At 69.5% G+C, this 13,646-nt stretch carries 13 protein-coding genes; 12 read left to right on the top strand and 1 reads right to left on the bottom strand.

Annotation, left to right across the window (positions count from 1 at the left end; all coding sequences use genetic code 11):
• Positions 1-146 precede the first annotated feature (146 nt).
• The 4 genes from glp to crcB are packed head-to-tail and all read left to right on the top strand — an operon-like array spanning position 147 to position 2,604.
• Positions 147-1,412, top strand: a complete 1,266-nt coding sequence (gene glp, locus LRR16_RS19945) for a gephyrin-like molybdotransferase Glp (RefSeq protein WP_043439259.1) — start codon at positions 147-149, stop codon at positions 1,410-1,412.
• Positions 1,413-1,455: 43 nt separating this feature from the next.
• Positions 1,456-1,713: a molybdopterin converting factor subunit 1 gene (moaD, locus tag LRR16_RS19940; RefSeq protein ID WP_006579784.1), complete on the top strand. Its 258-nt coding sequence runs from the start codon at positions 1,456-1,458 to the stop codon at positions 1,711-1,713.
• A gap of 1 nt (position 1,714) precedes the next feature.
• A complete protein-coding gene (gene moaE / locus LRR16_RS19935) occupies positions 1,715-2,227 on the top strand; it encodes a molybdopterin synthase catalytic subunit MoaE (RefSeq protein ID WP_064577157.1) in 513 nt (170 codons plus the stop codon).
• Positions 2,224-2,604 (top strand): fluoride efflux transporter CrcB, encoded by a 381-nt coding sequence (gene crcB / locus LRR16_RS19930; RefSeq protein ID WP_232206903.1) that lies wholly within the window; start codon positions 2,224-2,226, stop codon positions 2,602-2,604. The genes moaE and crcB overlap by 4 nt, the downstream gene beginning before the upstream one ends.
• Before the next feature lie 80 nt (positions 2,605-2,684).
• Here the strand turns inward: crcB and LRR16_RS19925 are convergent, their stop codons facing one another.
• Positions 2,685-3,635, bottom strand: coding sequence for an alpha/beta fold hydrolase (locus LRR16_RS19925; protein WP_232206902.1), 951 nt, complete (start codon positions 3,633-3,635; stop codon positions 2,685-2,687).
• A 268-nt stretch (positions 3,636-3,903) separates the two neighbouring features.
• On the opposite strand from LRR16_RS19925, the gene LRR16_RS19920 reads away from it, so the two are divergent.
• The 8 genes from LRR16_RS19920 to LRR16_RS19885 all read left to right on the top strand — a co-directional run bounded on the left by LRR16_RS19920 (position 3,904) and on the right by LRR16_RS19885 (position 13,640).
• Positions 3,904-4,506 (top strand): TetR/AcrR family transcriptional regulator, encoded by a 603-nt coding sequence (locus tag LRR16_RS19920; RefSeq protein ID WP_006577456.1) that lies wholly within the window; start codon positions 3,904-3,906, stop codon positions 4,504-4,506.
• An 81-nt stretch (positions 4,507-4,587) separates the two neighbouring features.
• Complete coding sequence (locus LRR16_RS19915) at positions 4,588-5,787, top strand: substrate-binding domain-containing protein (RefSeq protein ID WP_232206901.1); 1,200 nt, start codon at positions 4,588-4,590, stop codon at positions 5,785-5,787.
• Positions 5,788-6,011: 224 nt separating this feature from the next.
• Positions 6,012-6,773: an ABC transporter ATP-binding protein gene (locus LRR16_RS19910; protein ID WP_064577154.1), complete on the top strand. Its 762-nt coding sequence runs from the start codon at positions 6,012-6,014 to the stop codon at positions 6,771-6,773.
• The gene (locus tag LRR16_RS19905) at positions 6,766-7,530 is read left to right on the top strand and encodes an ABC transporter ATP-binding protein (RefSeq protein WP_064577139.1); all 765 of its coding nucleotides are present in this window, start codon (positions 6,766-6,768) and stop codon (positions 7,528-7,530) included. Before LRR16_RS19910 ends, LRR16_RS19905 begins: the two co-directional genes overlap by 8 nt.
• 103 nt (positions 7,531-7,633) lie before the next feature.
• The gene (locus tag LRR16_RS19900; protein ID WP_370646862.1) at positions 7,634-8,704 is read left to right on the top strand and encodes a branched-chain amino acid ABC transporter permease; all 1,071 of its coding nucleotides are present in this window, start codon (positions 7,634-7,636) and stop codon (positions 8,702-8,704) included.
• A gap of 46 nt (positions 8,705-8,750) precedes the next feature.
• On the top strand, positions 8,751-9,821 hold the full coding sequence (locus tag LRR16_RS19895) for a branched-chain amino acid ABC transporter permease (protein WP_232206900.1): 1,071 nt from the start codon (positions 8,751-8,753) through the stop codon (positions 9,819-9,821).
• A 49-nt stretch (positions 9,822-9,870) separates the two neighbouring features.
• The gene (locus LRR16_RS19890) at positions 9,871-11,418 is read left to right on the top strand and encodes a long-chain fatty acid--CoA ligase (protein ID WP_232206899.1); all 1,548 of its coding nucleotides are present in this window, start codon (positions 9,871-9,873) and stop codon (positions 11,416-11,418) included.
• A 41-nt stretch (positions 11,419-11,459) separates the two neighbouring features.
• Positions 11,460-13,640: a D-(-)-3-hydroxybutyrate oligomer hydrolase gene (locus tag LRR16_RS19885; protein ID WP_370646861.1), complete on the top strand. Its 2,181-nt coding sequence runs from the start codon at positions 11,460-11,462 to the stop codon at positions 13,638-13,640.
• The last annotated feature ends 6 nt before the right edge of the window (positions 13,641-13,646 follow it).

The following is a 13,646-nucleotide window of genomic DNA, read 5'->3' as shown; positions in this document are numbered from 1 at the left end:
GTCATTACAATCGCCCCAATACAATCGAATCAGCCGCTTGCCGCCGCCGGCCTCGCGCCGCGGCCGCCAGCGCCGCCTCGCGCAGGCGGGGCCTGTCCGGACATTGCGTTCCCGCCTGCGCGGGCCGCGACGACAACGCACCTCGCATGGAAAATCGTCCCCCGATGCTGACGCTGGCGCAGGCGCTCGACGCGCTGCTGGCCGGCGCGCAGCCGATCACCGAAAGCGAACGCGTCGATACGCTGCAGGCCAATGGCCGCGTGCTGGCCCAGCCGGTCGCCAGCACGCTCGACGTCCCGCCCGCCGACAACACGTCGATGGACGGCTACGCGCTGCGCTGCGCCGACGTGCCGATGCCGGGCACCCGCCTGCGCGTCGCGCAGCGCATTCCGGCCGGCCATGTCGGCGTGCCGCTGGAAGCGGGCACCGCGGCGCGCATCTTCACCGGCGGACTGATTCCGCCCGGCGCGGATGCGGTGGTGATGCAGGAGCAGTGCCAGGCCGATGGCGACTTCGTCGTGGTCAATCACGCGCCCGGTCCTGGCGAGTGGATCCGCCGCGCCGGCGAGGACATCATGGCAGGCGCGGTGATCCTGCCCACCGGCTCACGGCTGACGCCGCAGGCGCTGGGGCTGGCCGCCTCGGTCGGCCAGGCGCAGGTCGACGTGGTGCGGCGCCCGCGCGTGGCGGTGTTCTTTACCGGCGATGAACTGGCGATGCCGGGCGAGCCGCTCAAGCCGGGCGCGATCTACAACTCCAACCGTTTCACGCTGCGCGGCCTGCTGGAAAACCTCGGCTGCGAAGTCACCGATTTCGGCATCGTGCCCGACACGCTCGACGCCACGCGCGACACGCTGCGGCGCGCGGCGCAAGGCCACGACCTGATCCTGACCTCGGGCGGCGTGTCGGTCGGCGAGGAGGACCATATCAAGCCGGCGGTGCAGGCCGAAGGGCGGCTGGATCTGTGGCAGATCGCGATCAAGCCGGGCAAGCCGCTGGCGTTCGGCCATGTGTCTCGGGGCGGTGCCGGCGGCACGACCGGTACAGGCGATGCAGCCAGCGTCGCCGACAGCGCGGCCTTCCTCGGCCTGCCGGGCAACCCGGTGTCGAGCTTCGTCACCTTCCTGCTGTTCGTGCGTCCGTTCCTGCTGCGCATGCAGGGCGTCACCGACGTGGCGCCGCGGCGCATTCCGATGCGGGCCGACTTCGACCTGACCAAGTTCGATCGCCGCAACGAATTCCTGCGGGTGAAGATCAACGAGGGCGGCGGGCTGGACCTGTTCCCCAACCAGAGTTCGGGCGTGCTGACCTCGACGGTCTGGGGTGACGGCCTGGTCGACAATCCGCCCAACCAGCCGATCCGGCGCGGCGACATGGTGTCGTTCCTGCCGTTTGCCAACCTGGTGGCCTAGCTCCGGCGAGGGCAGCCGAAGCCGTAGAGAGAAGAGGGTAGCGATGCAGATCGAATTGCGGTTCTTCGCCAGCGTACGCGAGCAACTGGGCGTGGCCCAGGAGCGCGTCGAGCTGCCGGACACGGTCGCGACCGTGGGCCAGGTGCGCCAGTGGCTGCGCGATCGCGGCGGCGTCTGGCAAGAGGCGTTGGCCGAGGGCCGCGCGTTGCGCATGGCGGTCGACCATGCCGTTGCGCGTGCCGATACCGCGGTGGCCGACGGCAGCGAAGTGGCCTTCTTCCCGCCGGTGACCGGAGGCTGAGATGAGCGTCAGGGTACAGCGCGAGGATTTCGACCTGGGCGCCGAGGTGGCGGCGCTGCGCGCGGGACGGCCGGGCGTCGGTGCGGTCGCCAGCTTTATCGGCACGGTGCGGGACGTCAACGACGGCAGCCCGGTGCAGGCGATGGAGCTCGAGCACTATCCGGGCATGACAGAGAAGGCGCTGGAGCGGATCGAGGCGGTGGCGCGCGAGCGCTGGGCGCTCGACGGCGTGACCATCATCCACCGCGTCGGCCCGTTGCAACCGCAGGACCAGATCGTGCTGGTCGCCGTGGCGTCGGCCCATCGCGGCAATGCCTTCGCCGCCTGCGAATTCATCATGGACTATCTGAAGTCCGAGGCGCCGTTCTGGAAGAAGGAATCGACGCCCGACGGCGCGCGCTGGGTCGATGCCCGCGTCACCGACGAGGCCGCGCTGGCGCGCTGGGGCGTGCGTTCGCTCAATGCCAGTGGCGATGCCGACGAGGGAGAAGGCCGGTCCGGAGCGCCGGCTTGAGCGGGCTCGGCTTCGTCGCGGTCGGCGTCGGCGCGGCGATCGGCGCCTGGCTGCGCTGGCTGTTCTCGCTGCTGTGGAATGCCGCCAACCCGGCGTTGCCGTACGGCACGCTGGCGGCCAATCTGCTCGGCGGGTTCCTGATCGGCGTGGCGGTCGGCTTCTTCGACGCCCATGCCTCACTGCCGCCGGCCTGGCGGCTGCTGGTGATCACCGGCTTTCTCGGCGGACTGACCACCTTCTCGACGTTCTCCAGCGAGCTGACCGCCAACCTGCTGGCGGGCAACTACGGCGCCGCGGCGCTGCACGTGCTGCTGCACCTCGGCGGCTCGCTGCTGCTGACACTGGTCGGGCTGTGGAGCTATCGGGCGCTGGCCTGAGGCGCATCATCGCCTAATCGTCCCCGATTCGTCCCCGATTCGTCCCGATTCGTCCCGATTCATCCCGATTCATCCCCCGTTCATCCCCGATTCATCCCGGCGATCATCCGCAATAACGCGGTGTTGAAGGCCCGCGGCTGCTCCAGATGCGGACTGTGGCCCGCGGCCGGGATCGTCGCGACCCGCAGCGCTGGCTGCAGCGCGGCCGTGGCCGCCGCCAGCGGCGGCCGATAGAGCCGGCTTCGCTCCCCATACAGGCAGAACAGCGGCACGGTGGCCTCGCGCAGCATCGGCCGGTAGTCCTGCCGCGCCATGTCGAGCCACAGCTCGGCCAGCACGCCGGCGTCGCAGCCCAGCATCCAATCCCGCACGCGTGCCGCGTGGCCCGGTGACGGTTCTTCGCCTTCGGCCCACAGCCCGGCGCCGACCAGCGGCACCATGCCGTGCCAGTGGCGCCGCACCTGCGCCGCCATCTGGCCGGCCTGCGTCGCGGTGTAGCCGCCGTGCAGGCCATGCGGCCAGTCTGGCCCGGTCAGCAGCCGGGGCGTCATGTCGATGGCGCCGACCGCCGCGATGCGCGGTCCCAGCCACGCAGAGGGGCGGGCGCGCGCCAGTTCCCAGGCGACCATCGCCCCCATCGACCAGCCCACCACGACGGCATCGCGCAATGCCAGCGCATCGATCAGCCGCGCCGCGCTGTCGGCCAGCCCCGCGATGGTGCCGCCCGCCGCGGGGCGGGACCGCGCTGACAGCCCGTGTCCCGCATGATCGGGCGCGATCACGCGGTATCCGTGTTGCGCCAGTGCCGCCTGGCCCGCGAAGGCCTGGCCGGGCACCGACCAGCCGTGCAGCAGCAGCAAGGGCCGGCCGGTGCCGGCTTCGCGCCAGCCGGGCAGGTCGTGGTCGGCAGGGTGTTCGGTGAAGCGATGGGCAGTGGAGGGCGGCGCGGTGGAGGACGATGCGGCCGAACCTGGCGCGATCGAAGGCGGCGCGGCTGGACCTGGCTGTGCGGTGCGATCGGCGGCGTCCAAACGGTGTCTCCGTGGCGGCGTGGCGCGTCCCGGGAGCGGCGAAGCCGGGCGCCGCCGCCATGCCGGCCGGGGCGCCTTGGGACAGCCATCTATTGACATTCCGATTCGCTGCTTTATACCATGAAACATGAATCACTTATCAGGTTTCATCGCTTGATGCGGTGATCCGATGCGCGATTCCGGAACATGGCCCCGATGCTGCCCGGCACCATGCTTTCCGTCGCTCCCCACGCTTGCCAACCGTAGTCCCGCTCGAACGAAGGCGCCGATGCCACCGACCGAAGCCTGTGTGATCCCGAAAACCGCGCGCGGCCAGAAGACCCGCGAGGCGCTGCTGCGGGCCGCCGAGAAGGTATTCGGCGAGAAGGGCTACTACGCCGCGTCGATCTCCGAGATCACGCAGGAGGCGCAGGTGGCGATGGGCACCTTCTACCTGTACTTCAAGGACAAGGAGGACGTGTTTCGCGCGCTGGTCCAGCACATGCTGGAGCTGGTGCGCGCGCACCTGCGCAAGCACGTCGCGCCGGCCACCACGCAGATCGAGGCCGAGCGCCTCGGCCTGAAGGCCTTCCTGTCCTTCGTCTCGCGCCACAAGAACCTGTACCGGATCGTGCTCGACTCGTATTCGGTCGACGAGACGATCTACAGCCAGTACTTCCAGGTCTTCGCGGAGCTCTACAGCCGCCGGCTGACGCGCGCGCAGGAGCTCGGCGAGATCGTTCCGGGCGACGCCGAGGTGCGCGCCTGGTGCCTGATCGGCATCAGCAATTTCCTCGGCATGCGCTACGCGCGCTGGAAACGGCCGGCGTCGATGGAGAAGGTCGTCGACACCGCGTTCGATCTGATCACGCACGGGCTGGCGCCGCGATGAAGATCCGATGAGCCGTACATAAGCAGGACATCAGCGGTACGCCAGGCCACGACAAAACAAAAAGGACCGAGGAGACAAACGATGGAACCCCACCGCATTGCCCGCCGCACCGCGGCGCTTGCCGTCGCGCTCGCCGCCACGCTGCTGACCGGCGCCGCCGCCGCCAAGGACATCCGCATCGCCCACGTCTACGACAAGACCGGGGCGCTCGAGGCCTATGCCAAGCAGACCCAGATCGGGCTGATGATGGGACTCGAATACGCGACCGGCGGCACCATGACGGTCAACGGCCGCAAGCTGGTGGTGATCGAGAAGGACACGCAGGGCAAGCCCGACGTCGCCAAGGCGCAACTGGCCGCCGCCTACAGCGACGACCGCGCCGACATTGCGGTGGGGCCGACCTCGTCCGGCACGGCGCTGGCGATGCTGCCGGTCGCAGAGGAATACCGCAAGGTGCTGCTGGTCGAGCCGGCGGTGGCCGATTCGATCACCGGCGACAAGTGGAACCGCTACATCTTCCGCACCGGCCGCAATTCCTCGCAGGACGCGATCGCCAACGCGGTCGCGCTCGACAAGCCCGGCGTGCAGATCGCCACGCTGGCGCAGGACTACGCGTTCGGCCGCGACGGCGTCAAGGCGTTCAAGGACGCGCTGAAGCAAGCCAGGGTCGCGCACGAGGAATACCTGCCGACCAACACCACCGACTTCACCGCGGGCGCGCAGCGGCTGTTCGATGCGCTGAAGGACAAGCCCGGCCGCAAGGTGATCTTCATCATCTGGGCCGGCGCCGGCAATCCGTTCAAGATCGCCGACCTCGATCCGAAGCGCTACGGCATCGAGATCGCCACCGGCGGCAACATCCTGCCGGCGATGGCCAGCTACAAGAACTTCCCGGGCATGGAAGGGGCGACCTACTACTACTTCGGCATCCCGAAGAATCCGGCCAACCAGTGGCTGGTCGCCAACCACTACAACAAGTACAAGACCCCGCCCGACTTCTTTACCGCCGGCGGCATGGCCTCTGGCATCGCGCTGGTCGAGGCGCTGAAGAAGACCGGCGGTGCCACCGGCACCGAGAAGCTGATCGCCGCGATGGAAGGCATGTCGTTCGATACGCCGAAGGGACGGATGACGTTCCGCAAGGAGGACCATCAGGCGATGCAGTCGATGTACCACTTCAAGATCAAGGTCGACCCCGCCTTCGCCTGGGGCGTCCCCGAGCTGGTCCGCGAGATCAAGCCCGAGGAGATGCAGGTGCCGATCCGCAATCAACGGCAATGAGCAGGAATCAGCGCCGATAAACGGCAACAGCTCCAATGACGGCAATAACCGTGGAGAGCCCGGTGCAAGCCAACGCTGCAACCCTTGGCGCGGCGCGCGGTGCGAGCGCGGCCGCGCGTACCGCCGCCGATAGCGCCGATAGCGCCGATGGCGCCGCGCCGCTGCCCGGCGGCGATGCGCAGCGCGGACCCGCCGGCGCGTCGGCGCCCGCCGGACAGCCGGCGCTGGAAACCCGCGACCTGACGATCCGCTTCGGCGGCCATGTGGCCGTCAACGCGGTGTCGTGCGCGTTCCGCGCCGGCGAGCTGACCTGCATCGTCGGCCCGAACGGCGCGGGCAAGACCACCTACTTCAACCTGATCTCGGGCCAGCTGGCGCCGACCGGCGGCCGTATCGTGCTGTATGGCCGCGACATCACCGGCCTGAGCGCATCGGCCAAGGCGCGCCGCGGCATCGGCCGGGCCTTCCAGCTGACCAGCCTGTTTCCGAACCTGTCGGTGCTCGAGAACGTGCGGCTGGCCGTGCAGGCGCGCGCCCGCATCGGCCTCGATCTGCTGACGGTCTGGAGCAGCCATCGCGGCGTCAATGCCGAGGCCGAGCGCTGCCTGGAACGGGTCGCGCTGGCGGCCAAGCGCGACCTGGCCGTGGCCGCGCTGCCGCACGGCGACCAGCGCAAGCTCGAGGTCGCGATCCTGCTGGCGCTGCGCCCGCGCGTCTTCATGTTCGACGAGCCGACCGCCGGCATGAGCGTCGACGAGGTGCCGGTGATCCTCGACCTGATCCGCGAGATCAAGCAGGACCGCGCGCACACCGTGCTGCTGGTCGAACACAAGATGGACGTGGTGCGCTCGCTGGCCGATCGCATCGTGGTGCTGCACAACGGCAGCCTGATGGCCGATGGCGATCCGGCCGAGGTGATCGCCTCGCCGATCGTGCAGCAGGCCTATCTGGGCCTGCCGGCCGAGGGGGAGGGTACCGATGGCTGAGCACGCCACCTCGATATCCGCGCCGCACGCCGCCGCGCAGCCGCTGCTGCGCCTCGCCGGCGTGCAGACGCATATCGGGCCGTATCACATCCTGCACGGCGTCACGCTCGAGGTGCCGCGCGGCGGCGTCACGATGCTGCTCGGGCGCAACGGCGCGGGCAAGACCACCACGCTGCGCACGGTGATGGGCCTGTGGCGGGCTGGCGCCGGCCGGATCGAATTCGACGGCAGGGACATCACCGCGCTGGACACGCCGGCGATCGCGCAGGCCGGCATCGGCTACGTGCCCGAGAACATGGGCGTGTTCTCGGACCTGACGGTGGCCGAGAACCTGCGGCTCGCCGCGCGCCAAGGCCCGGCGGATCCACAGCGGCTCGACTGGGTGCTGCGCATGTTCCCGGCGCTGAAGGTGTTCTGGCATCAGCGCGCCGGCGTGCTGTCCGGCGGCCAGAAGCAGATGCTGTCGGTCGCGCGCGCCATCGTCGAGCCGCGCCGGCTGCTGATCGTCGACGAACCGACCAAGGGGCTGGCCCCGGCCATCATCCAGAACATGATCGCGGTGTTTCGCGAGTTGAAGCAGACCGACGTGTCGATGCTGCTGGTCGAGCAGAACTTCCAGATGGCGCGGGCGGTCGGCGACACGGTGGCGGTGATGGACGACGGCCGCGTCGTGCACGCCGGCACCATGGCCGAACTCGCCGCCGACGAGGGCCTGCAGCAGCGCCTGCTGGGGCTGTCGCTGGCCGCGCACCAATGATGTCTGCCCTGACGATGTCGCCCGTGACTTCGGCCGCGACTTCGGCCGCGACTTCGGCCGTGACGTCGGCCCTGATGTCCGCCGTTTCCGAGGAAACCTGACCATGACCGCTGGCAGCACCGCGTCCGAACCTCCTTCTCCGGTGACCTCCGTCCCAGCCGATGCCACGCCGGCGGCGAATACCACCGATCTGCCCGCCGCGCGGCTCGACTGGCTGCCGCTGGCGCTCGCGCCGCTGCTGATGCTGCTGGCGTATCCATTGATCGGCAGCGGCTCGACCTGGCTGACGCTGACGATCGCCGGCCTGGCGATGGGCATGATCATCTTCGTGGTGTCGTCGGGCCTGACGCTGGTGTTCGGCCTGATGGACGTGCTGAACTTCGGCCACGGCGCCTTCATCGCGCTGGGCGCCTATATCGCGGCCTCGGTGCTGCTGCCGCTGGCGCCCTGGGTCGAGGCCGACAGCCTGGCGCTGAACCTGGCGGTGTTCGCGCTGGCGATCTTCGCCGCGATGGCGGTGGCCGGCGCGCTGGGCCTGGCCTTCGAGCGCGTGGTGGTGCGTCCCGTCTATGGCCAGCATCTGAAGCAGATCCTGATCACGATGGGCGGCATGATCGTCGCCGAACAGCTGATCAAGGCGATCTGGGGACCCGAGACCATCGCGCTGACGCTGCCGGCGAGCTTTCGCGGCGCGATGCTGCTGGGCGATGCCGCAATCGAGAAATACCGGCTGATTGCGGTGGTACTGGGGCTGGCCGTCTTCATCGCGATGCTGCTGGTGCTGAACCGCACGCGCATCGGCCTGCTGATCCGCGCCGGCGTCGAGAACCGCGAGATGGTCGAGGCGCTCGGCTATCGCGTGCGCCGGCTGTTCGTCGGCGTGTTCGCGGTCGGCGCGGGGCTGGCGGGCATGGGCGGCGTGCTGTGGGGGCTCTATCAGCAGAACATCACCGCGGCGATCGGCGCGCAGGTCAATGTGCTGATCTTCATCGTGATCATCATCGGCGGGCTCGGCTCGACCGCCGGCTGCTTCGTCGGCGCGCTGCTGGTCGGGCTGATGGCCAACTACACCGGCTTCCTGTTTCCCAAGGTGGCGCTGTTCTCCAACATCCTGCTGATGGTGCTGATCCTGCTGTGGCGGCCGCAGGGACTGTATCCGGTGGCGCGGCGCTGAGGCCTGTCGCCGCGTCACATCGCATGGCAAAGGAACCGACCGCATCATGATCCGACTGCTCTCCGGCGATACCCCGCGCAGCCGCGTGCTGACGGTGCTGCTGCTCTTGCTGCTGCTGGCGCTGCTCTGCACGCCGTTCCTGATCCCTGGCGCGCGCGCGTTGAACATGGCCGCCAAGATCTGCATCTTCGTGGTGCTGGTGGCGAGCTACGACCTGCTGCTCGGCTACACCGGCATCGTCTCGTTCGCGCACACGATGTTCTTCGGCATCGGCGGCTATGGCGTGGCGATCGCGATGACGCGCTTCGAGCCGGGCTGGGGCGCGCTGCTGGCGGGCATCGCCGGCGCGCTGGCGGTGTCGATGCTGCTCGCGCTGGTGATCGGGCTGTTCTCGCTGCGCGTGCGCGCGATCTTCTTCGCGATGATCACGCTGGCGGTGGCGACCGCCTTTGCCACGCTGGTGTCGCAGCTGTCGGCCTGGACCGGCGGCGAGGACGGGCTGTCGTTCAAGGTGCCGGCGCTGCTGACGCCGGGCTTCGCACTCGAGGATGCCGACGGCGAGGCGATCGAATGGCTGGGCGTGCCGCTCAATGGCAAGCTGTTTTCGTATTACCTGGTGCTGGCCGGCGCCGCCGTGCTGTTCCTGATGCTGCTGCGCGTGGTCAACTCGCCGTTCGGGCGCGTACTGCAGGCCATCCGCGAGAACGACTTCCGCGCCGAGGCAATCGGCTATCGCACCGTGGTCTACCGCACGGTGTCGACGGTGCTGTCCGCGGCCTTCGCCACGCTGGCCGGCGTGCTGATGGCGATCTGGCTGCGCTACAACGGCCCGGATACCTCGCTGTCGTTCGAGATCATGGTCGACATCCTGCTGATCGTCGTGATCGGCGGCATGGGCACGATGTATGGCGCCGTGATCGGCACCGTGCTGTTTTTGCTGGCGCAGACCTATCTGCAGGACGTGATGCAGCTCGCCAGCGAGGCGACCGCGGCGCTGCCGCTGCTGTCGTCGCTGCTGCATCCCGATCGCTGGCTGCTGTGGCTGGGTTTGCTGTTCGTGCTCAGCGTCTATTATTTCCCGCAGGGCATCGTGGGACGTCTGCGCGCGGCGCGATGACGACCATGACGACGTTCATCATCGAAGTTCAACGCGACGCGGGGCGCCCATGTACGTAGTCGACTGGCTGCACAAGCACGCACGGCACCGCCCCGACAAGATCGCGCTGGTCGATGTCGACAGCGGCCGGCGGATCAGCTACCGCCAGTTCGACGAGCGCGCCAGCCGCTTCGCCGAATACCTGACGCAGACGCTCGTGCTGGTCCCCGGCAGCCGCGTCGCCGTGCTGGCGCACAACAGCGCCGACTATCTCGAGATGCTGTACGGCTGCGCCAAGGCCGGCATGGTGATGGTCTGCCTGAACTGGCGGCTGGCGCCGGCCGAGCTCGCGCCGATTCTCGACGACTGCATGCCCGAGGTGCTGGTGGTCGGCGACGGCTTTCTTCATGTCGCCGCCGAACTGGCACGCGGGCGCGCGCTGCGCGCGGTGCTGCATCTGGCCGACGACGAGGCGGCCGATGTGCCGGCGGGCTGGACCGAATACGAGGCGGTGCTGGCCGCCGCGTCGGGGCGCACCGTCGAGATGCCTTGCCGCGACGAACACGAGGTCTGGCATCTGCTGTACACCTCCGGCACCACCGGCCGGCCCAAGGGCGTGATCCAGACCTACGGCATGGTGTTCTTCAACGCCGTCAACGCGACGATCGCCAACCGCATCACGCGCGACGACGTGATGCTGGCGGTGCTGCCGTTCTTCCATACCGGCGGCCTGAACCTGTACGCGAATCCGGTGCTGCATGCCGGCGGCACCGTGCACGTCGCGCGCCAGTTCGATGCGGGCGCGACGCTGGCGCGGCTCGACGCGCGCTCGGGCGCGGGCATCACGATGTTCTTCGCGGTGCCGTCGATCTACCAGTTCCTCGCCCAGCATCCGGACTTCGAACGGGCCGACCTGTCGCGGCTGCGCAGCTGCGCGGCCGGCGGCTCGCCGGTGCCGCTGCCGCTGCTGCAGGCGTACCAGGCCAAGGGCGTGACGATCTGCTTCGGTTTCGGCATGACCGAGACGGGCCCGACCGTGTTCGTCGCCGACGAGGACACCGCACGCCGCAAGCCGGGCACCATCGGCAAGCCGGTCGGCTCGATGCTGACGCGCGTGGTCGACCCGCTCGGCAACGATGTCGCGCCCGGCGAGCGCGGCGAGCTGCTGATCAAGGGGCCGGGCGTGACGCCGGGCTACTGGAACCTGCCCGAGGCCACCGCGGCCGCGCTGCGCGACGGCTGGCTGCATTCGGGCGACATCGCCTATGTCGATGCCGACGGCGACTACTACATCGTCGATCGCGCCAAGGACATGTTCATTTCCGGCGGCGAGAACGTCTATCCGGCCGAGGTCGAGCAGGCGCTGTTCGCGTTGCCGCAGGTCGCCGAGGCCGCGGTGATCGGCGTGCCCGACGAGCGCTGGGGTGAGGTCGGCATGGCGCTGCTGGTGCTTCGGCCCGGCGCCGCGCTCGATCCGCAGGACGTGATCGCGCATTGCCGGCAGCTTCTGGCCGGCTACAAGGTGCCGCGCCACGTGCGCGTGGTCGACGCGTTGCCGCGCACGCCGTCGGGAAAGATCGAAAAACACAAGCTGCGCATGCAATACCGGCAGCATTGATGCGGCGCTCGCATGCGGCGTTGCCATCCAAGGAGACCACGATGCAGCAGACACACCGAAGCGAAGCGGCAGGGCAGCGGCGCGGCCGGGCCACGGCAAGGGCAGGATCGGCAGGGCGGACGCCGCTGGTTCCGCTGCTGATTCCGCTGGCCTGCATGGCGCTCGTTGGCTGCGGCTCCGACGATGACGACGACCATGGCGCGCCGGTCAACCAGCGCCCCGCCTATATCGGCTCGCTGACGGTGCACGACTACGACGGCAACGCCGACGATCTGCTGACCGCCGGGCTCGGCAAGGACGGACTGGCCGGCACCGCGCCGCTGCCGGCCGATCCCAACGCGCCGACCCGCACCGAGCTGCGCCGCTACGCGATCTGGAGCAACTACCAGGCGCTGGTCGATGTCAGCGCCGCGGGCGGCTACGGCACGCTGTACGGGCCCAACGTCGACGCGCAGGGCAACGTCACCGGCGGCCAGGGCAAGATCCCCGGCGTCGAGTATCTGGCCTATGCCGACGACGGCAGCGGCCGGCAGAACGTCACGATGATGGTGCAGATCCCGGCCAGCTTCGATCCCGCGCGGCCGTGCCTGATCACCGCCACGTCGTCCGGCTCGCGCGGCGTCTACGGCGGTATCTCGACCGGCGAATGGGGCCTGAAGCGCGGCTGCGCGGTGGCCTATACCGACAAGGGTACCGGCGCCGCGCCGCACGATCTCGCCAACGACACCGTCGCGCTGATCGACGGCACCCGCACCAGCCGCGCCGCCGCCGGCCGCGAGGCGCATTTCGCCGCGCCGATCGACGACAACGCGCGCGCCGCCTTCATCGCCGCGGCGCCGCATCGGCTCGCCTTCAAGCACGCGCATTCGCAGCGCAATCCCGAGAAGGACTGGGGCCTGTTCACGCTGCAGGCGATCGAATTCGGCCTCTGGGCGATCAACGACCGGCATGGCGAGATGCGTGACGGCCAGCGCCGCCGCACCATCGACAAGGACAAGCTGCTGGTGATCGCCTCGAGCCTGTCCAATGGCGGCGGCGCCGCGGTCGCCGCGGCGGAGGCCGACGTGCAGGGCCTGATCGACGGCGTCGCGGTCAGCGAGCCGAACCTGAACATGCCGCAGGATGCCGGCATCACCGTGCGGCGCGGCGGCACGCCGGTGGCCGTCAATGGCCGCACGCTGTACGACTACACGACGATGGCCAACCTGCTGCAGCTGTGCGCGGCGCAGGACCCGGCCAACGCGCAGGCGCCCGCGGTCGGTTTCTACGCGACGCTGGGCACCATTCCGGCCAACCGCTGCGCCGCGCTGGCCAGCGCCGGCATCGTCAAGGGCGCGACGCTGGCCGAGCAGGCCGCCAGCGCCCAGCAGGCGCTGCGCGACTACGGCTGGGAGCCGGAGTCCGCGGTGCTGCACGCCTCGCTGGGCTTCTTCGAAGTCGCCAGCGCGGTGGCGGTGACCTATGCCAATGCGCTGTCGCGCGCCAGCGTGACGGACCGGCTGTGCGGCTACAGCTTCAGCGGCATCAACGCGGCGTTCGAACCGGCGCCGGTGACGCAGGCGCAGATGGCCAACATGTTCGCGACCGGCAACGGCGTGCCGCCGTCGTCGGGCGTGCAACTGATCAACGACCTGGATCCGCGCGGACCGCGCCGGGATCTGCTGTCGCGCTCGCCGGGCTCGCCGGTCGACGACGCCAACACCGCGGGCGCGCGCTGCCTGCGCGATCTGGTGACCGGCATTTCGCCGCAGGCCCTCGCGCTGCAGGTCGGCCAGCGGCTGACGCTGCGCAACGGCAATCTGCGCGGCAAGCCGGCGCTGATCGTGCACGGGCGCGACGATGCGCTGCTGCCGGTCAACCACACCTCGCGCCCGTACCTGGGGCTGAACCGGCAGCGCGAGGGCGCGGCGAGCCGGCTGTCGTATGTCGAGGTGACCAACGCCCAGCACTTCGACGCGTTCAATGCGCTGGTGCCCGGTTATGGCAACCGCTACGTGCCGCTGCATCTGTACCTGAACCGCGCGCTCGACGCGATGTACGACCATCTGCGCAACGGCACGCCGCTGCCGCCGTCGCAGGTGGTGCGCACGGTGCCGCGCGGTGGTACGCCGAACTCGCCGGCGCCGGCGATCCAGCCGTCCAACGTTCCCGGCTTTGCCGCCAACCCCGCCGCCGGCGACCGCATCGAAGTCACCGGCGGCATCGTCGAGGTCCCGCAGTGACGATGG

The organism is Cupriavidus sp. UGS-1, from assembly GCF_021213615.1.
In the GTDB taxonomy this organism is placed as follows: domain Bacteria; phylum Pseudomonadota; class Gammaproteobacteria; order Burkholderiales; family Burkholderiaceae; genus Cupriavidus.
Note: the sequence above shows the minus strand (reverse complement) of the source record. Positions and strands in the feature narration are given on the sequence as shown.

Coding starts and splice junctions, on each gene's coding strand:
- LRR16_RS19915 (WP_232206901.1), top strand. CDS start 4,588: ATGGAACCCCACCGCATTGCCCGCCGCACCGCGGCGCTTGCCGTCGCG.
- moaD (WP_006579784.1), top strand. CDS start 1,456: ATGCAGATCGAATTGCGGTTCTTCGCCAGCGTACGCGAGCAACTGGGC.
- LRR16_RS19920 (WP_006577456.1), top strand. CDS start 3,904: ATGCCACCGACCGAAGCCTGTGTGATCCCGAAAACCGCGCGCGGCCAG.
- LRR16_RS19895 (WP_232206900.1), top strand. CDS start 8,751: ATGATCCGACTGCTCTCCGGCGATACCCCGCGCAGCCGCGTGCTGACG.
- LRR16_RS19890 (WP_232206899.1), top strand. CDS start 9,871: ATGTACGTAGTCGACTGGCTGCACAAGCACGCACGGCACCGCCCCGAC.
- LRR16_RS19905 (WP_064577139.1), top strand. CDS start 6,766: ATGGCTGAGCACGCCACCTCGATATCCGCGCCGCACGCCGCCGCGCAG.
- glp (WP_043439259.1), top strand. CDS start 147: ATGGAAAATCGTCCCCCGATGCTGACGCTGGCGCAGGCGCTCGACGCG.
- LRR16_RS19900 (WP_370646862.1), top strand. CDS start 7,634: ATGACCGCTGGCAGCACCGCGTCCGAACCTCCTTCTCCGGTGACCTCC.
- moaE (WP_064577157.1), top strand. CDS start 1,715: ATGAGCGTCAGGGTACAGCGCGAGGATTTCGACCTGGGCGCCGAGGTG.
- LRR16_RS19885 (WP_370646861.1), top strand. CDS start 11,460: ATGCAGCAGACACACCGAAGCGAAGCGGCAGGGCAGCGGCGCGGCCGG.